Origin of the sequence: Streptomyces sp. NPDC046870, assembly GCF_040704595.1 — a bacterium.
Taxonomy (GTDB): Bacteria; Actinomycetota; Actinomycetes; order Streptomycetales; family Streptomycetaceae; genus Streptomyces; species Streptomyces argyrophylli.
This window is the reverse complement of sequence record NZ_JBEYXM010000024.1, coordinates 21033-38531: the sequence shown is the minus strand read 5'-3', so window position 1 is coordinate 38531 and position 17499 is coordinate 21033. Positions and strand designations below refer to the sequence as shown.

Genomic DNA, 17499 nt, shown 5'->3' with positions numbered 1-17499 from the left:
TTCGGGTTCCGCTGTACGGCATCGAGCGGCATCGACTGATCATCTGATAGGCATCGCCGCTCGCGCGCACTACGCTGCGCCCATGAGCATGCTGACTCCCCCCGGCATGGGCGGCCAGTACCGCATCACGGGGGACAAATACCCTCGGATGCGTCCGCCCCGGCGGCGCGGCAGGCTCGTGGCCGTCGTGGTGGCGTCCGCCGCCGCGCTCGGCCTGATCGGCTGGGGCACGCTCCAGCTCGTCGACGTCTTCAGCGGCGGCGGCGACAAGTACACGGCGAGCGGCTCCACCACGGGCTGCCGGACCAGGACCGAAGCGGCCCCCGCGGCCCGGGTGCACGCCCTGCCTGGACCCGGCCGGATCACCGTGAACGTCTACAACGCGACCAAGCGCCCCGGGCTCGCCAAGAGCACCGCGGACGAGCTGAAGAAACGCGGCTTCAAGATCGGCGACGTGGGCAACGCGTCGAAGCAGTACGACAAGAAGGTCAAGGGCACCGGGATACTCCTCGGCTCCGCCGCCGCGCAGGACACCTCACTGCGCGTCCTCGGCACCCAGCTGGCTGGCGCGCAGGCGCGCGCCGACATCCGCAAGGGGACCGACGTCGACCTCGTCATCGGCGACGCCTTCAAGGGACTGTCGGAGCCGGCGGCCGCGAAGCAGGCGCTGACGGCCCTGACCGCGCCGAAGCCCCCGGCCTCCCCGAAGAAGGGCTGCTGAGCAACCTCCGGAACGGAGCGCGGGGCATCGCGCGAGAACCGCTCGCGCCCCCGCACCCCCGAACGGCGACCGGGCCGCCCTCCGATGGGCGAAGACCTACTCCGCCGCCCCGTAGAGCCGGTCCCCGGCGTCCCCCAGCCCCGGCACGATGTACCCGAGCTCGTTGAGGTGGTCGTCGACAGCCGCCGTGACCACGGTGACCGGCGTCCCCGCCAGCTCCCGCTCCATGACCTCGACGCCCTCGGGCGCGGCCAGCAGGACCACCGCCGTGACGTCGTCGGCGCCGCGCTTGATCAGTTCCTGGATCGCCGCGACCAGCGTGCCGCCCGTGGCCAGCATCGGGTCGAGGACGTACACCTGGCGGCCCGAGAGGTCCTCCGGCATGCGCGAGGCGTACGTGGACGCCTGGAGCGTCTCCTCGTTGCGGATCATGCCCAGGAAGCCCACCTCGGCCGTCGGCAGCAGCCGGACCATGCCGTCCAGCATGCCGAGGCCGGCCCGCAGGATCGGCACCACCAGCGGGCGCGGGCGGGCCAGCTTCACCCCGGTGGTGGCCGCGACCGGCGTCCGTATGTCGACGGCCTCGGTGCGCACGTCCCGCGTGGCCTCGTAGGCGAGCAGGGTGACCAGTTCGTCGGCGAGTCGCCGGAAGGTCGCGGAGTCGGTGCGCTGGTCGCGCAGCGTGGTGAGCTTGTGGGCGACCAGGGGGTGGTCGACGACATGGAGACGCATGCCCCTAACGGTACCTGCGCCCCGAGCCGCCCTCGCGCTGGCGTCAAACCGGCCATCCGGGGGAAAGTGGGAAGGACGGACTGGGGTGGTGTGACGTGTCTGACCTGCCTGACCTGCCCGCGGACGCCTCCGGGCCCACCGGCGACACGGCCGGCCCCGCTGCGCGCTCCGCGCGGACCGATTCCGACAAGCCCGAGAGCGAGACGGAGCGCCGGCGCCGCCGAGCGCAGTTCCTGCGCGAACTCGCCGAGGCGCGTGCGCTGCGCGCCCGGGTCCAGCCCCGGCGCGCCAAGGCGGCACGGTTGCGCCACGCGATGCGCATGCGCACGTTCCGCTGGTAGTCGCGGGCCCGTTCGCGGGACGCGGGAGCCACGCCCGCGCCGGTGTCGGGAGTCGGCCGTGCGTGAACGCGGGGAAAAGCCGCGTACGATCCGCAGGTGGCGGCAATGAGCGCGCTGGTGAGCCGATCACGGATCCACGATCGAAACAGCCAGACACAGGGAGCCGAAGACGTCCCCTGGAGGCCTTCTTTCTGCCACGATTCCGAGTGGGTGGGGCTCGGAGCCCAGCTCTCTCCGCCCAAGTACCTCCGCCGGGGGGACCCCCAACCGGCACGCCTATGACCAGTGGGAGAGTCACGGTGTACTTCGCCGCACTGCTCGCGCGCACCGAAGACGGGTGGGAAGCGAGCGACACGGAGCTCGACGATGTGGAGACCCTGTCGGATCTGGCCGACCTGGCCCGGGAAGCCTCTCCCGACGAGGACACGGTGCTCGTCCTGATCGAGCAGGAGGACGCCTGGTTCGGTGTCGTCCGCGTGGACGGCGAGGAGGACCCTCGCATCTACGTCTCGGACGCCGCCGCCGCCCGGCGCAGCGCGTACGGGGAGCTGCTGCTCACCGACGAGCTGCTCGGCCGGGAGCCCGGCGCGGACGACGGCCCGGACCTGGACTCCCTGGACCTCGACGGTACCGAGGACGGCGAGTCCGACGACGACGAGGAGGAGGGTGCCGCCACCGACGCGGTGCCGCACAGCCCGGTGGGCGACAGCGAGATCCTCGACGACCTCGGCATCAGCGAGAAGGAACTGCGCGCCCTGGACGCCGACGACGCGCTGAACACCATCGCCGAGGCCCTCGGTGCCTCGGAGGTGCTGGAGACCGTCCGCTGACCACGCCACAGCGGACGCAGGGCACGCCTGACCCGGTGCGGGACCCCTGGCGCGCCGCGATGCGGCTCGCCCTGGACGAGGCCGGGCTGGCCGTCCGGGACGGGGACGTCCCGGTCGGCGCCGTCGTGCTGTCCCCGGACGGTACGACGGTGCTCGGTGCCGGGCACAACGAGCGTGAGGCCACCGGCGATCCCACGGCCCACGCCGAGGTCCTCGCGATCCGGCGGGCCGCCGCCCGGCTCGGGGAGTGGCGGCTGACCGGCTGCACGCTCGTCGTCACGCTGGAGCCGTGCACGATGTGCGCGGGCGCGCTCGTGCAGTCCCGGGTGGACCGGGTGGTCTACGGCGCCCGGGACGAGAAGGCGGGTGCCGCCGGCTCCCTGTGGGACGTGGTGCGCGACCGCCGGCTCAATCACCGGCCGGAGGTCATCGAGGGCGTGCTCGCGGCGGAGTGCGCCCGGCTCCTCACCGCGTTCTTCCGTGACCGCTGAGCCGCCGCCGGATACCGATTTCGAACCACGCCCCCCTGTGTTGTAGGGTCTCCCTCGGTAGCGTGTCCGAGCGGCCGAAGGAGCTCGCCTCGAAAGCGAGTGTGGCGCAAGTCACCGAGGGTTCAAATCCCTCCGCTACCGCTCACAGAAGGGCCCCGTCGACCGGCGGGGCCTTTCGTGCGTCGTCGACACGATCCGCGTCCGGCGGCGCACCGTCGGACGTACGCGAAGGCGTGAACGTTACACTCGCGGCCGGCAGGCAGCAGGGGCCCGAGGGGCACTGGCACAGGGGAGGCCGCGGTGGCGGTGAACGCCAAGAAGATCGCCGTGTACGTGCTCGTGGTCTTCGCGCTGTACGTGATCATCACGGATCCGGCCAAGGCGGCCGACTACGTCCAGATAGGCTTCGAGGGCATATCGGACGCCGCGAAGGCCATCGGCGACTTCATGACCTGGGTCGCCCACGGAGGAAAGAACTGAGGTACGCCCCATGATCCGCCACCTGGTCCTGTTCAGGCTCAACGAGGGCGTCGGGCGCGACGATCCGCGGGTCGTGGCGGGCGTGGAGGCCTTCCGGGCCCTGGGCGGGCAGATCGAGGAGCTGCGCTTCTGGGAGTGCGCCTGGAACATCAGCGACCGGCCGATCGCCTACGACTTCGCGATCAACTCGGCCGTCGAGGACGCCGACGCCCTCAAGCGCTACCTGGAGCACCCGGCCCACCAGGCGGGCGTCGCGCTGTGGCGCGAGTTCGCCACCTGGGTGATCGCCGACTACGAGTTCTGAGCCCCGCAGCGACGTGAACCCCTCGCCGTTCCGGCGAGGGGTTTTTCGTGGTTCCGGGGAGGGGTTTTTCCGGCGATGCGTACCCAACTCATAGGAGTTTGAACCACAACACGGGGTTATGCGGTGCTTGCACACAGTGCACATGTCTTGTGATGCTATGACCGCTTTTGACGGATGATTGACCGATGAAGAGGTGGCGTTGACCGTGTCGGCCAGTACTGCGCCGCCCCACGAAGAGGCGCCCACTCCGACCCCGCCGGCCCCCGAGAAGCGCCGCGGCGCGGACACCCGGGCCCTGACCCAGGTGCTGTTCGCCGAACTGAAGGAGCTCACCCCCGGCACGCCGGAGCACAACCGGGTGCGCGGAGCGCTGATCGAGGCGAACCTCCCGCTCGTACGCTACGCCGCCGCCCGCTTCCGCTCCCGCAACGAGCCCATGGAGGACGTCGTCCAGGTCGGCACCATCGGACTGATCAACGCCATCGACCGCTTCGACCCCGACCGGGGCGTGCAGTTCCCGACCTTCGCGATGCCCACCGTGGTCGGCGAGATCAAGCGGTACTTCCGGGACAACGTCCGCACGGTCCACGTCCCGCGCCGGCTGCACGAGCTGTGGGTGCAGGTCAACAGCGCCACCGAGGACCTGACCACGCTCTACGGCCGCTCGCCGTCCACCGCCGAGATCGCCGAGCGGCTCCGCATCGGCGAGGACGAGGTGCTCAGCTGCATCGAGGCGGGACGCTCGTACCACGCCACCTCGCTGGAGGCCGCCCAGGAGGGCGACGGCCTGCCCGGACTGCTCGACCGGATCGGCTACGAGGACCCGGCCCTGGACGGCGTGGAACACCGCGACCTGGTCCGCCATCTCCTCGTCCAGCTCCCCGAGAGGGAGCAGCGCATCCTCCTCCTGCGCTACTACAGCAATCTCACCCAGTCACAGATCAGCGCGGAGCTCGGCGTCTCGCAGATGCACGTCTCGCGCCTCCTCGCCCGTAGCTTCCAGCGGCTGCGTTCCGCGAACCGGATCGACGCATAACCGCAGCGGACGCCGAGGCGGCTGATGCACGGCGGGCGCACGGAAGCACGCCCCGAACGCCACTGCATCGCAAACCTGATCGAGCGTTAACCGGCGCGGGCGAATCGCTCACCAGCGCTGTTGCCGACAGTTCGGGCCCGAAAGGCCGTCAGACCCCTTGTTTGCAGGGCCGTTTCGGATCTCACGTGTCGACATGTCGGTACAGCGCGTTGCCGACATGTGACATTCTGCGGGAAGCGCGTTTGCCGGAGCTCCGGCGCCGGTATTCAGGTGAAGGCTGCGTTGCTCGCACAGGAGGGCGCCGCCGCGACCGTCCCGCGACCCAAAGGGGGTGGCATGTCCGCAGACCAGGGCAGCTCTAAGGTGCTGACGCCCGCGATGAGCGAGGCAGCGCCCAAGGAGCTCTACGCTCTCGACGTCCTCGACGGCTTCGAGGGTGTCACGGCCCTCGAAGCCGTGCCGTCCCCGGCCGCCGAACCGGCCGCCGAAGCTGTCCCGGCCGCGCAGGTCACGGCCACCATCGACACCCGCACCCTGTCCCGCTCGCTGTTCCTGCGCCTGGCCACGCTGGGCGAGGACAGCCCCGAGCGGGCCTACGTCCGGGACACCCTGATCGAGCTGAACCTTCCGCTGGTCCGCTACGCGGCCGCGCGGTTCCGCTCGCGCAACGAGCCGATGGAGGACATCGTCCAGGTCGGCACCATCGGCCTGATCAAGGCGATCGACCGGTTCGACTGCGAACGCGGCGTGGAGTTCCCGACGTTCGCGATGCCGACCGTCGTGGGCGAGATCAAGCGGTTCTTCCGTGACACCTCCTGGTCGGTGCGCGTCCCGCGCCGGCTCCAGGAGCTGCGCCTGGCCCTCACCAAGGCCAGCGACGAGCTGTCCCAGAAGCTGGACCGCTCCCCCACGGTGACCGAGCTGGCCGCCGTGCTGGGTGTCTCCGAGGAGGACGTGGTCGACGGCCTCGCGGTCGGCAACGCCTACACCGCCTCCTCCCTCGACTCCCCGGCCCCCGAGGACGACGGCGGCGAGGGCTCGCTCGCCGACCGGCTCGGCTACGAGGACACGGCCCTGGAGGGCGTGGAGTACCGGGAGTCCCTCAAGCCGCTGCTGGCCAAGCTCCCGCCTCGGGAGCGCCGGATCATCATGCTGCGCTTCTTCGCCAACATGACCCAGTCGCAGATCGGCGAGGAGGTCGGCATCTCCCAGATGCACGTCTCCCGCCTGCTGACCCGGACGCTGGCGCAGCTGCGGGAGGGTCTGATCTCGGACTGACGCCGGCCGTCCGCTGCCTGCCTGACGAGGTGTCCGTCACCATGCCCGGACGCTGCGTACTGGGACGGTTCGTACGACGACATGGACGCGTGGCCGCCGAGGCGCCGTTACGGCAGCGTCGGCGGCCGTCGTGTGTCTGGGCGGCCCGAGCGCCGTAGCGCCGTCCGGACCGGTGTTCCTGGTGCCGCTCGGCCGGGAGAAGCTGGGAGAAACGGTCCGGCGACCGCGGGGGACGTCCCCCGCGGACCGGTCCCACCGCCCGCGCACGCCGACCGGCGAGGGCAGCCCCGGCACCCCCTCGGCCCGGGCACCCGGCGGCACGTTCGGTGCCGGTGACCTTCGGCGCGCGATCGAGACGCGGGACGTCTCCGTCCGGTGGGAGTGAGTCCTACTTGACCGCCAGATAGGCGACGCCGGCGACCACCAGGAGCGCCACGATCACGCCGATGATCAGCCCGACCCGGGGGCCGGAGGAGGCCGCCTGCTGCTGGGGGCCCTGGGGGGCCTCGTCGACGAACGCGCGGAACATCTGGGTGCTGCCTGCGGGGTCGTAATTGCCCTGGGGGCCCTGGGTGTTAGCCATGGCCCGAGACCCTAGCGAATCCCGGTGACCGACCCAAGTGCGGGGCCACCGGGACAGACGGGGGCACGCCACCCGCAGTCACCTGGGTGTTTACGGTCGCAATACTTGCCTTTGCCAAGTTTTTGCGCCGCCGACCCCTCGCTTGTTTGCCTTCAGCAACCAAGCAGTCTTATGGTTGCCCCAAGCAACGAATACGGGAGGTGTGATGGCCGAGCAGGCGCAGTTCGAAGAGCTGGCGCGTCAGCTCAGTGCCGTCGGAGCCGTGAAACGGGACATGGGGCGGATCCTGCCGCCGGACTGCCCGGCCGGTTCGGCCGCCGTGCTGACCCTGCTCGGCCGCCACGGCGACATGCGCATGAGCAAGCTCGCGGAGCTGCTCGCCGTGGACATGTCGGTCACCAGCCGGCACGTCGCGCACGTCGCCGCGCGCGGCTGGATCGAGCGGCACCCCGATCCGGCGGACAAGCGCTCGCGCATCCTGCGTCTGACGCCCACGGGCCTGCACCAGCTGGACGACCTGTCCCGGCGGACCACGCACCTGCTGGCCGAGCGGCTCGCGGACTGGACCGACGAGGACGTCGACGAGCTGATCCGGCTGATGACGCGTCTACGCGCGTCATTCGGAGACTGCCGGTCCGCCCCGCTGCGGCTTCCCGCTCCCGTAGACGAACAGACCACCCGTACACCCGCAAGCACGTAAGAAAAGGAAGCCCATGGCAACGACCACACCAGCCGGTGTGCGGGCTCACGCCAAGCACGGGGGAGGCTCCCACGGCGACGCCCCGATGACCCACCGGCAGATCATGGAGGCACTGTCCGGGCTGCTGCTCGGCATGTTCGTGGCGATCCTGTCGTCCACGATCGTCTCCAACGCCCTGCCGCACATCATCGGGGACCTCGGCGGCGGCCAGTCCGCCTACACCTGGGTGGTCACCGCCGCCCTGCTGTCGATGACCGCGGCCACTCCCCTGTGGGGCAAGCTCGCCGACCTGTACAGCAAGAAGGCTCTCGTCCAGATAGCCCTGATCATCTACGTGGTCGCCTCGATGGCGGCCGGTCTGTCGCAGAACCCCGGCATGCTCATCACCTTCCGGGTGTTCCAGGGCATCGGCGTGGGCGGTCTGTCCGCCCTGGCGCAGATCGTCATGGCCGCGATGATCTCCCCGCGTGAGCGCGGCCGGTACTCCGGCTACCTGGGCGCCACCTTCGCCGTCGCCACCGTCGGCGGCCCGCTGCTCGGCGGTGTCATCACCGACACCTCCTGGCTGGGCTGGCGCTGGTGCTTCTACGTCGGCGTCCCCTTCGCCGTCCTCGCGCTGATCGTGCTGCAGAAGACCCTGCACCTGCCCGTGGTCAAGCGGGAGGTCAAGGTCGACTGGGGCGGCGCGACCCTGATCTCCGCCGCCGTCTCCCTGCTGCTGGTCTGGGTCACCTTCGCCGGTGACAAGTACGACTGGCTGTCCTGGCAGACCTACGCGATGGTCGGCGGTTCGATCGTCCTCGGCGCGCTGTTCGTGCTCGTCGAGTCCAAGGCGAGCGAGCCGATCATCCCGCTGCGCCTGTTCAGGAACCGCACGATCACGCTGGCGTCGCTCGCCTCGCTGTTCGTCGGTGTCGCGATGTTCACCGGCACGGTGTTCTTCAGCCAGTACTTCCAGCTGGCCCGCGACAAGTCCCCGACCATGTCGGGCGTCCTGACCATCCCGATGATCGGCGGCCTGTTCGTCTCCTCGACCGTCTCGGGTCAGTTCATCACCCGCACCGGCCGCTGGAAGGCGTGGCTGGTCAGCGGTGGCGTGCTGGTCACGGCCGGCCTGCTGCTGCTCGGCGGCATCCGGTACGACACCGCCTACTGGAAGATGGCCGTCTTCATGGCGCTGCTGGGTCTCGGCATCGGCATGATGATGCAGAACCTGGTCCTCGCCACGCAGAACCAGGTCTCCCCCGCCGACCTCGGCTCGGCCAGCTCCACGGTCACCTTCTTCCGTTCCCTCGGCGGTGCGGTCGGCGTCTCCGCGCTGGGTGCCGTGATGTCCCGCCGGATCACCCACTACGTCCAGGACGGCGTCGCCGACCTGAGCCCGAAGTACCAGAAGGCCCTGGCCGGCGGCTCCGGTTCGACCGACACCATCCCGGACATGAACGCGCTGCCGAAGCCCATCCGGACCCTGCTGGAGAGCGCCTACGGCCACGGCATCGCCGACGTCTTCCTGATCGCCGGCTGCCTCGCCGCCGTCGCCTTCCTGATCACGCTGTTCATCAAGGAGGTCCCGCTGAAGACCAAGGGCGCGCTCGCGCAGGCCGCCGAGGGCGAGGCCCCGGTGACCGACCCGGCCGCCACGCCCGCCGTCGCCGAGGCCCAGGCCCCGGTCGCCGCACCGGTCCCGGCCGCGGTCGCCGCCTCCACCGAGGCCGCCTCCGACGGCACGGCCACCGCCACCCGGCCGATGGCCGCCGTCGCCACGGTCGCCGAGCCCGCCGGCTCCGGCGGCACCCCGGTGCACGGCTTCGTCCGCGGCGCCGAGAGCGCCCCGGTCCCGCAGGCCGCGGTCACCCTGATCTCGCTGTCCGGCCGCCAGCTGGGCCGCGCGGTCGCCCAGGGCGACGGTTCCTACGCGCTCGACGCGCCGGGCACCGGCAGCTACGTCCTGATCGCCTCCGCCGACGGCTACCAGCCGCAGGCCTCCACCGTCGTGGTGGGCGAGGAACCGCTGTCGTACGACATCCTGCTCAGCGGCACCAGCGGTCTGACCGGTGTGGTCCGGGCCGCGGGGAGCGCGCTGCCGGTCAAGGACGCGATGGTGATCGTCACCGATGTGCGCGGTGACCTGCTGGCCACCGCCGCCACCGGCGAGGGGGGCGACTTCGCCCTCACCGACCTGGTGCCCGGCACCGTGACCGTCGCGGTCAACGCGAGCGGGTTCCGGCCGCGCGCCCTGCCGGTCGAGGTCGGCGCCACCGGTGTCACCCGGATCGAGGTCGACCTGGACGCCGGCGCCCGGCTCCAGGGTGTCGTCCGGGCCCCGCACGGTCCGCTGGCCGACGCCCGGGTGACCCTGGTCGACCAGGCCGGCAACGTGGTCGGCACCGCCACCACCGGCTCGGACGGGGCGTACGCCTTCACCGACCTGGACAGCGGCGAGTACACCGTCATCGCGACGGGTTACCCGCCCGTGGCCACGGCCCTGACCGTCTCCGGCACCGGAGTCGACGGCCACGACATCGAACTCGCCCACCCCGGCGAGTAGTTCACCCCCGGCCCGTGGCGGCGCGTGCCCTGAGCGGAGGGCGCGCCCGCCACGGGCCGGTCTCATACGACCATTTTTTGAGCATTTCGCAGGGAGAAACGGGATGGGACTGACCGCGAAGATCCGTACGCGGGACGGGTGGGCCGTGTCGCACGCGGTCGTCACGGTGACCGACATGACCGGTACGCAGGTGCTGCGGGCCGAGGCGGACGCCGAGGGGGCCGTACGGGACACCACCGAGCTGGCGCCGGGGGCGTACACCGTGATCGTGACCGCCGTCGGCTACGCGCCCGCCGCGTCCAGCGCGATCGTCACCGCGAGCGGCCGGGCCGAGGTCGGCACGGTCACGCTGGCCCGGCAGGGCGGCACCGAACTGCCGCCGCCCGGCCCCTGGACCATCGACCCGGCGCACTCCTCCGTCGCCGCGGTCGCCCAGCACCTGGGCATCTCCAGCGTGCACGGCCGGTTCACGGAGTTCGGCGGCACGATCGAGATCGCGCCCGACGACGTCACCAAGTCCCGGGTGGAGGCGGTGATCAGAGCCGCGTCCATCGACACCGGCAACGGCATGCGGGACACGCACCTGCGCTCGGCGGACTTCCTCGACGTCGAGAACAACCCCGAGATCACCTACCGGTCCACGGGACTGACCCAGGCCGGCCCCGACCGCTGGACCGTGCACGGCGAACTGTCCCTGCACGGGGTCGTACGACCCGTCGACCTGGACCTGGCCTACCTCGGCACCGGCGCCGACCCGTGGGGCGGCACCCGCGCCGCGTTCCGGGCCAGCACCGAACTGCACCGCGAGGACTTCGCGATGAACTACAACCAGGTCCTCCAGGCGGGCATCGCCGCCATCGGCACCACGCTGAAGGTGGAGCTGGACATCCAGGCCGTGCAGGGCGACTCCCTGCCCCAGGCGTAGACATAGGCACAGCAGGGTCAGCCACCGGGGCACGCGCTGCCCCTAGGCTGCCCTCCATGGCACCGAACATCGCTACCAACACCCGTGTGTCGCTGGACGAGCTGCTGGACTTCGTGCGTCCCCGGCACCGCGCCCTGCTGATCACGCGCCGGGCCGACGGCTCCCCCCAGGCGTCCCCGCTGACCTGCGGCGTCGACGACTCCGGCCGGATCGTCGTCTCGACCTACCCCGAGCGGGCCAAGACCCGCAACGCCAAGCGGGACCCCCGGGTCACCCTGGTCGTCCTCAGCGACGACTGGGACGGCCCCTGGGTCCAGATCGACGGCACGGCCGAGGTCATCGACACGCCCGACTCGGTGGAACCGCTGGTCGAGTACTACCGCAACATCGCCGGCGAACATCCCGACTGGGACGAGTACCGCCAGGCGATGATCAAGCAGGGCAAGTCCATCATCCGGGTGACCCCGGACCGCTGGGGCCCGATCGCCACGGGCGGCTTCCCGGCCCGGCTGGTCTCCGAGTAACCCCCGCCCCGGCCTGCCGTCGTGACGCGCGGCGGGCGGACGGGTGGTCAGCCGCGGGTGACCATCGCTTCGATTCCCGCGACCAGCAGGTCCAGGGCGAAGGTGAAGTCGCGGTCCAGCATCTCGGCCACCGTGTCGCCGCCGCGCGCCGCCATGAGGTCCTTGGACTCCCTCATCACGTCGGCGGTGCCGGGGACCTCGTCCACCAGGGACATGGCCTGCTCGAAGTACTCGTCGGCGCTCAGCCCGGTGTCGGCTATCCGGGTGCGGAAGTGACCTTCGATCGTGCCGAAGCCGTACACGAACTGGAAGACGGCCGAGATCGCCCCGGTCACCCCGTGCGCGGGCAGCCCGGCCCGGCGGACGACCCGCTGCACCACCCGGGAGAACGCCAGGGAGTTCGGGCCGATGTTGAGGAAACGCCCCGCCAGCGGGGACAGCCACGGGTGGCGGATCAGCAGCCCCCGGTACGCGGTGGCCAGCGCGCGCAGCTGCTCCCGCCAGTCCTCGTCCGCGTTCTCCGGGTCGGGCAGCCGCAGTTCGGCGTAGGTGGCGTCGAGGGCGAGTTCGAGCAGGTCGTCCTTGGTGTCGACGTACCAGTACAGGGACATCGCCGTGACGTTCAGCTCGGCCGCCAGCCGCCGCATGGAGAACTTGGCGAGGCCCTCGGCGTCCAGCAGCCGCACGGACGCCGCGGTGATCCGCTCCCGGTCCAGCCCGGACGGCTGCCCACTGCGCCCACCGCGCCGGGCCCTTCCCTCCAGCCACACGCTGTCCCGCGCCGACCGACCTGCTGCCTTCGCCACCGGCGGCCCTTCCTCGTTTGCGCTCACTGTCCCAACCTAGGGGCGCGAGGAACTGCGCGACCAGCCACAACGCACCCACAGTCGCCCGACTACCCCATCCCCCGAACTGCTAGGCGGACACCCTCTCCGCCCGCCGGAGCAGTCCGGCGGCCAGGAAGCCCCCGACGAGCACCGCGACGGCGCCCACCAGCTGACCCGCGCCCAGCGCGGCCGACAACGGCTCCCCCGACGCCACGGAAGAGCTGAGCACGGCGCCCAGCACGGCGACGCCGAGCCCGTTCCCGAACTCCGCCAGCGTGCCGTTGATCCCGGCGCCCACCCCCGCCTTCTCCGGGGGAATCGCCCTCATGATGGCGTGCGCCATCGCCGGATTCGCCACCGCGCACCCCGCACCGATCAGCAGCAGCCCGAGCAGCGTCCCCGCGTAACCCCCGGAGTCCACCTCCGCGATCGACACCAGGCCCCCGGCCATGCACACCATCCCCAGCGCGATCGACACCGGCGTGCCCAGCCGCGCCGACCACTTCGCCGACAGCCCGGTGAAGTTGAGCGCCACCACGGTCAGCGCCAGCGGAGCGGTCCGCAGGCCGGCCTCCAGCGGCCCGTACCCGAGCACGAACTGGAGGTGCTGTGTCAGCAGGAACAACGCGCCGCCCATGCCGAACACGATGAGCACGGCCCCGGCGACCGCCCCCGTGAACCGCGGGTCCCTGAAGAAGTGCGGGTCGAGCATCGGCTCGTCGGTCCTGCTCTCCCACCAGGCGAAGGCGCCCAGCACCAGCACCGCCACGGCCGCCGTGCCGAGCACGCGCGCCGACGTCCAGCCGTGCGCCGGCCCGGAGATGATCGCGTACACCAGCGCGGCCATGCCGATGGTGGACAGCACCGCTCCCGGCAGGTCCGGGCGGTCACCGCGTGGGTTCTTCGACTCCGGTACGAGCACCGCCACCGCGACCAGGCCGAGCACCGCGACCGGGATGTTGATCAGGAAGATGGCACCCCACCAGAAGTGGTCGAGCACGAAACCGCCGATCAGCGGACCGCCGGCGAAGCCCAGCGCGTTGACCGCGCTCCAGATGCCGATCGCCTTCGGCTGCTCCTCGGGGGAGAAGATCTGCATCGCCACGGCCAGCGTGGTGGTCACCAGCAGCGCGCCGCCGACGCCCATGCCGGCCCGCGCGGCGATCAGCTGACCGGTGCCGCCGGCGAGTCCGGCCACGAGCGAGCCGACGCCGAACAGGGCGAGCCCGGCGATCAGCATCTTCTTGCGGCCGTAGCGGTCGGCGGCGCTGCCCGCGGTGAGCAGCAGACCGGACTGCACCAGGGAGTACGCGTTGATCATCCACTGGATGTCGGAGGTCTCCGCGTGGAGTTCCCGGGTCAGGGAGGGGATGGCCACGTTCAGGACCGTGTTGTCGAGCAGCACGGTGAGCTGCGCGAGACAGATGACGCCGAGGATCAGCCAGCGTCGGGGGTGGCCTTGGGGAGCGGACATGCCGTACACCGTATAGCCGTGGCTATACGGTGTACAACGCATGTCCCGGCCAACCGGCCGCCCTCAGCCGCTCGCCTTCCGCGTGAGGTCGTAGAAGGTCGCCGATCCCACCGTCACCTTCTTGAAGGTGCTCTGGACCCACGAGCTGATCTGCGAGGCGGTGCCGCTGTTGCCGCCGCCCACGCCGCCGCCGGCGATGAAGTAGTGGATCCTGCCCTCCTCGACGTACTTCTTGAACCGGGCGAGCGTCGGGGACGGGTCGGTGCCGTTGAAGCCGCCGATCGCCATCACCGGGTCACCGGTGGCGAGCTGGTAGGCGGCCGCGTTCTGGGAGCCGACGGACGCGGCGACCCAGGTGTACCGCGAGGCGTCCTGCTCCAGCAGCCTCCTGGCCTCGGACGACACGCTCGCGCCGTTCAGCAGGCCGCCGACACCACCGGCGCCGCCCATACCGCCCTCACCCGTCCGGCCGCCGCCGGGGAAGCCGAAGCCGGTGCCGTCGCGCTGCCCCTGCTGACCCGGCTGCGCCGGGGCGCCCCCGCCGAAGCCCCCGCCGCCCGGGAAACCATTGCCCTGCTGGGGCCGCCCCTGACCGCCCGGCAGTTCACCGCCGAAGCCGCCCCGCACACCGCCACGGGGACCTCCGCCCCGGCCGCCCGTCACGCTCGCGCCCGCCGGGCCCGCCGTGACGATCGAACCGGTGTGGCCCTCCTGGACCGTGCTCAGGGTGTACGCCGTGGGTCCCGCCAGCGCGGCCACGAGCCCCGCCGCCGCCGCGCCGAGGGCCAGTCGCCGGGAGATGCGGCCGGCGAAGACCAGGCCGAGCGCCGCGGTCAGACCGCCGATCAGGACCAGCCACTTCAGCCAGGGCAGATAGTCGGGGGTGCGGTTGAGCAGCACGTACCCCCAGGCCGCCGAGGCGACCACGGACGCGGCGAGCGCGATCGACGCCCACGGCTCCCGCCGCCGCTCCCACAGCAGTCCGGCGCCCATGCCGACGACGGCCGCGAGGTAGGGGGCGAGGGCCACGGTGTAGTACTGGTGGAAGATGCCCGCCATGTAGCTGAAGACCACCGTGGTCATCAGCAGCGAGCCGCCCCAGACCAGGAACGAGGCACGGGTGACGGACGTCCTGCGGGCCTTGCGCGTGGCCACCAGACCGGCGACGAGCAGGATCAGCGCGGCGGGCAGCAGCCAGGAGATCTGGCCGCCGGTCCCGGAGTCGAACATCCGGTCCCAGCCGGTCTCGCCCCACATACCGGAGCCGCCCGCGCCGCCACCGCCGCCCACGCTTCCGGTCTCCTCGCCGTTGAGACGGCCGAGCCCGTTGTAGCCGAAGGTCAGCTCCAGGAAGCTGTTGTTCTGCGAGCCGCCGATGTACGGGCGGGACGACGCCGGCCACAGCTCGACGACCGCGACCCACCAGCCCCCCGAGACGACCAGTGCGACCGTCGCCGCGGCCAGCTGCCCGAACCGCTTCCTCGGCGACACCGGCGCGCACACCGCGTACACGACCGCCAGCGCCGGCAGGATCAGGAACGCCTGGAGCGTCTTGGCGAGGAACGCGAAGCCGATCACGACCCCGGCCCACACCAGCCACTTCGTACGGCCGTCCGCCAGCGCCCGCAGGACGAGGTAGCAGGCCACCGACATCAGCAGGGCCAGCATCGCGTCCGGGTTGTCGAACCGGAACATCAGCGCCGCGACCGGCGTGAGCGCCAGCACCGCACCCGCGACCAGACCGGCCACCGGGCTGAACCGGAAGCGCACGGCCGCGTACACGACGGCGACCGCCGCCACGCCCATCAGCACCTCGGGTACCAGGATCGCCCACGAGTTCAGGCCGAAGACCCTGACCGACAGTTCCATCGGCCACAGCGAGGCCGGCGGCTTGTCCACCGTGATCGCGTTGCCCGCGTCCAGCGAGCCGAAGAAGAACGCCTTCCAGGACGTGCTGCCCGCCTGGACGGCCGCCGAGTAGAAGGAGTTGGCGTAACCCGACGCGCCGAGGTCGTACAGGTACAGCAGAAGGGTGGTGGCCAGCAGGCCGAGGAGGGCCGGGCGGACCCAGCGGGGGTCCTCGGGCCGGCCGCGCCACAGTCTCCGTACGAACGGCTGCCGCGGCTCACCGGCCCGGGGGCCCGGCGGGGGCGCTGCCGGGGGCGGGCCCCAGTCGGCCGCGGCGCCGTGCCCGGTCGTCGGCGGGTCGTCGTGCGTGGTCATCGGGCATCCCCCGGGTCGGTGTCATGAGGGCGCACCTGCTGCGGCCGCGCGGTCGCGTCGGTGCCGCCGCTCCAGTTGCCGTCCGCGGCTCCACCGGCGCGGAACTGGGTGGTCCGGTACGGCCGCTGCGGGAGCGGCGCGGTCGCGCGGTGGGCCGGGGCGGACGGAGCCGTCGTACGGTGGGCTGGGGCGGCCGGTGTGTGCGGGGCGGCCGGCGGGCACGGGACGGACTCCCTCCGCTCCGGGAAGACCCAGGCGCGCAAGAGCAGGAACCGCAGCACGGTGGCCGCCAGGTTGGCCGCGACGAGCACCGCCAGTTCCGTGGAGTGCGCCGGGCTGTCCGTGGCCGCGTCCAGGGCGGCGAGCGAACCGCTGGTCAGCGCGAGACCGATGCCGAACACGACCAGGCCCTGCGCCTGGTGCCGTACCGCGCCGCCCCGGCCGCGCACCCCGAAGGTGAGCCGGCGGTTGGCGGCCGTGTTGGCCACGGCCGAGACCAGCAGCGCGAGCGCGTTGGCGGGCTGCGAGCCGCAGAACTGCCGGAAGGCGCTGTACAACAGCAGGTAGAGGAGGGTCGACAGGACGCCCACCACGCAGAAGCCGACCAGCTGGCGGGCGAGTCCCCGCGGCACGCCGGTCAGTTCACGGTCGCGCGGGTCGTCACCGAAGGGCCGGGTCAGCCGGTCCAGCGGCAGCGAACCGGTGGTCAGCGCCTTGCCGACCCGCCACACGCCCTTCAGGTCGTCTGCCGCGGTCCTCACGATGCGCACGGTGGAGTCGGGGTCGTCGACCCAGTCGACCGGCACCTCGTGGATCCTGAGCCCGGCCCGCTCGGCGAGCACCAGCATCTCCGTGTCGAAGAACCACCCGGTGTCCTCCACCAGCGGCAGCAGCACCTGCGCCACCTCGCGCCGGATCGCCTTGAACCCGCACTGGGCGTCCGAGAAGCGGGCCTGGAGCGAGCCGCGCAGGATCAGGTTGTAGGCCCGGCTGACGAACTCCCGCTTGGGGCCGCGCACGACCCGGGAGGCGCGGGCGAGCCGGGAGCCGATCGCCAGGTCGGAGTGACCGGAGATCAGCGGCGCCACCAGCGGCAGCAGGGCGTTGAGGTCGGTGGACAGGTCGACGTCCATGTAGGCGAGGACCGGCGCCTCGGACGCGGACCACACGGTCCGCAGGGCCCGTCCGCGTCCCTTCTGCTCCAGGCGGAAGCCGGCGACCTCCGGGAACTCCGCCTCCAGCCGCGCCGCCACCAGCGGGGTGGCGTCCGTGGACGCGTTGTCCGCGATCGTGATGCGGAACGCGTACGGGAAGGTCCGCGTGAGGTGCTCGTGCAGTCTGCGGACGCACGGCTGGAGGTCCTTCTCCTCGTTGTGGACGGGGACCACTACGTCCAGGACAGGGGTACCGGCGTCTCCGGCCGGGAGGTGCTCCCGCGCCGGCAGGGTGCCGGGAGAAGAGTCGGTTCGCATGGGACCGACT

18 protein-coding genes and 1 tRNA gene are annotated in these 17499 nt (G+C 71.7%); 13 read left to right on the top strand and 6 right to left on the bottom strand.

The window, feature by feature from the left end:
• Nucleotides 1-82: 82 nt before the first annotated feature.
• On the top strand, nt 83-721 hold the full coding sequence (locus AB0946_RS33695; protein ID WP_366764482.1) for a LytR C-terminal domain-containing protein: 639 nt from the start codon (nt 83-85) through the stop codon (nt 719-721).
• A 96-nt stretch (nt 722-817) separates the two neighbouring features.
• Here AB0946_RS33695 and upp read toward each other — a convergent pair whose 3' ends face one another.
• Nucleotides 818-1453 (bottom strand): uracil phosphoribosyltransferase, encoded by a 636-nt coding sequence (gene upp / locus AB0946_RS33690; protein ID WP_366764481.1) that lies wholly within the window; start codon nt 1451-1453, stop codon nt 818-820.
• 95 nt (nt 1454-1548) lie between these two features.
• Here upp and AB0946_RS33685 point away from each other — a divergent pair, with 95 nt between their 5' ends.
• The 8 genes from AB0946_RS33685 to AB0946_RS33650 all read left to right on the top strand — a co-directional run bounded on the left by AB0946_RS33685 (nt 1549) and on the right by AB0946_RS33650 (nt 6213).
• Nucleotides 1549-1794, top strand: a complete 246-nt coding sequence (locus AB0946_RS33685; RefSeq protein ID WP_014673636.1) for a hypothetical protein — start codon at nt 1549-1551, stop codon at nt 1792-1794.
• Nucleotides 1795-2093: 299 nt separating this feature from the next.
• Complete coding sequence (locus AB0946_RS33680) at nt 2094-2624, top strand: hypothetical protein (protein ID WP_366764541.1); 531 nt, start codon at nt 2094-2096, stop codon at nt 2622-2624.
• Between the two features lie 59 nt (nt 2625-2683).
• Nucleotides 2684-3115 carry a tRNA adenosine(34) deaminase TadA gene (tadA, locus tag AB0946_RS33675; protein ID WP_225808801.1) on the top strand — a complete coding sequence of 144 codons (432 nt, stop codon included), beginning with the start codon at nt 2684-2686 and terminating at the stop codon, nt 3113-3115.
• 56 nt (nt 3116-3171) lie between these two features.
• Nucleotides 3172-3256: transfer RNA gene (locus AB0946_RS33670), tRNA-Ser, on the top strand.
• 159 nt (nt 3257-3415) lie between these two features.
• Entirely contained in the window at nt 3416-3595 is a 180-nt protein-coding gene (locus AB0946_RS33665) for a hypothetical protein (RefSeq protein ID WP_171154861.1), read from the top strand.
• Between the two features lie 10 nt (nt 3596-3605).
• Nucleotides 3606-3899: a Dabb family protein gene (locus tag AB0946_RS33660; protein ID WP_366764480.1), complete on the top strand. Its 294-nt coding sequence runs from the start codon at nt 3606-3608 to the stop codon at nt 3897-3899.
• 199 nt (nt 3900-4098) lie between these two features.
• On the top strand, nt 4099-4935 hold the full coding sequence (locus tag AB0946_RS33655; protein ID WP_366764540.1) for an RNA polymerase sigma factor SigF: 837 nt from the start codon (nt 4099-4101) through the stop codon (nt 4933-4935).
• Between the two features lie 336 nt (nt 4936-5271).
• On the top strand, nt 5272-6213 hold the full coding sequence (locus AB0946_RS33650) for an RNA polymerase sigma factor SigF (RefSeq protein ID WP_366764479.1): 942 nt from the start codon (nt 5272-5274) through the stop codon (nt 6211-6213).
• A 388-nt stretch (nt 6214-6601) separates the two neighbouring features.
• Here the strand turns inward: AB0946_RS33650 and AB0946_RS33645 are convergent, their stop codons facing one another.
• A complete protein-coding gene (locus tag AB0946_RS33645; protein ID WP_059263728.1) occupies nt 6602-6796 on the bottom strand; it encodes a hypothetical protein in 195 nt (64 codons plus the stop codon).
• 205 nt (nt 6797-7001) lie between these two features.
• Between AB0946_RS33645 and AB0946_RS33640 the strand changes: the two genes are divergently transcribed.
• From AB0946_RS33640 to AB0946_RS33625, 4 genes are all read left to right on the top strand, one after another.
• On the top strand, nt 7002-7496 hold the full coding sequence (locus tag AB0946_RS33640) for a MarR family transcriptional regulator (RefSeq protein WP_171154851.1): 495 nt from the start codon (nt 7002-7004) through the stop codon (nt 7494-7496).
• Between the two features lie 13 nt (nt 7497-7509).
• The gene (locus AB0946_RS33635; protein ID WP_366764478.1) at nt 7510-10044 is read left to right on the top strand and encodes an MFS transporter; all 2535 of its coding nucleotides are present in this window, start codon (nt 7510-7512) and stop codon (nt 10042-10044) included.
• Between the two features lie 103 nt (nt 10045-10147).
• Nucleotides 10148-10969, top strand: coding sequence for a YceI family protein (locus tag AB0946_RS33630; RefSeq protein ID WP_366764477.1), 822 nt, complete (start codon nt 10148-10150; stop codon nt 10967-10969).
• A gap of 56 nt (nt 10970-11025) precedes the next feature.
• On the top strand, nt 11026-11493 hold the full coding sequence (locus AB0946_RS33625; RefSeq protein WP_366764476.1) for a PPOX class F420-dependent oxidoreductase: 468 nt from the start codon (nt 11026-11028) through the stop codon (nt 11491-11493).
• Between the two features lie 47 nt (nt 11494-11540).
• On the opposite strand, the gene AB0946_RS33620 is transcribed toward AB0946_RS33625, so the two are convergent.
• From AB0946_RS33620 to AB0946_RS33605, 4 genes are all read right to left on the bottom strand, one after another.
• Complete coding sequence (locus AB0946_RS33620; protein ID WP_366764475.1) at nt 11541-12299, bottom strand: TetR/AcrR family transcriptional regulator; 759 nt, start codon at nt 12297-12299, stop codon at nt 11541-11543.
• Nucleotides 12300-12408: 109 nt separating this feature from the next.
• On the bottom strand, nt 12409-13794 hold the full coding sequence (locus AB0946_RS33615) for an MFS transporter (protein ID WP_366764473.1): 1386 nt from the start codon (nt 13792-13794) through the stop codon (nt 12409-12411).
• Nucleotides 13795-13857: 63 nt separating this feature from the next.
• On the bottom strand, nt 13858-16017 hold the full coding sequence (locus tag AB0946_RS33610) for a glycosyltransferase family 39 protein (RefSeq protein ID WP_366764472.1): 2160 nt from the start codon (nt 16015-16017) through the stop codon (nt 13858-13860).
• A complete protein-coding gene (locus AB0946_RS33605; RefSeq protein WP_366764471.1) occupies nt 16014-17489 on the bottom strand; it encodes a glycosyltransferase in 1476 nt (491 codons plus the stop codon). Before AB0946_RS33605 ends, AB0946_RS33610 begins: the two co-directional genes overlap by 4 nt.
• Nucleotides 17490-17499 lie beyond the last annotated feature (10 nt).